A 575-nucleotide genomic window follows, 5' to 3' on the forward strand; every position below is an offset into this window, starting at 1 on the left:
CCCCCTCACCCCGGCCCTCGCCGAGGCACGGGACCTCCCGGTCGGCACGATCGCCCTCGACCCCCGCACCCGGCGCCGTATGCGCGTGGACGGCCGACTCCGCCGTACGACAAGGGGGTTGGCGATCGAGGCGGAGCGGGTGTTCGCCAACTGCCCCAAGTACATCCAGCGGAGAGAGTCCTACGAGACGGTCGCCGACCGCGAACCCGCACAGCCGAGGCGCGACACCGAACTGACGTCCACGCAGGCCGAGTTCATCGCGGCGGCCGACACCTTCTTCCTCGCCACCGTCCACCAGCACGGCGCCGACGCCAGCCACCGGGGCGGCAACCCGGGCTTCGTACAAGCGACTTCACCCCACGAGCTGACCTGGCCGGACTACACGGGCAACGCCATGTTCCTCAGCCTCGGCAACCTCCTCACCGACCCGCGCGCGGGACTCCTCTTCATCGACTGGGACACGGGCACGACCCTCCAACTAACCGGCGAGGCACGGCCGGAGTTCGGCCAGGACGGCGAACGCAGGGTCCGCTTCACCCTCACCGAGGCAGTCGAGACCCCCACTGCACTCCCCC

Annotated in this window: 1 protein-coding gene; it reads left to right on the plus strand. The window is 70.6% G+C overall.

Going from position 1 to position 575, the window contains the following annotated elements; all coding sequences use genetic code 11:
- A partial coding sequence (locus AC31A1_RS52360) for a pyridoxamine 5'-phosphate oxidase family protein (RefSeq protein ID WP_489660068.1) occupies positions 1–575 on the plus strand: 575 nt, incomplete at both ends.

This window comes from Streptomyces sp. P5F9 (assembly GCF_057961495.1).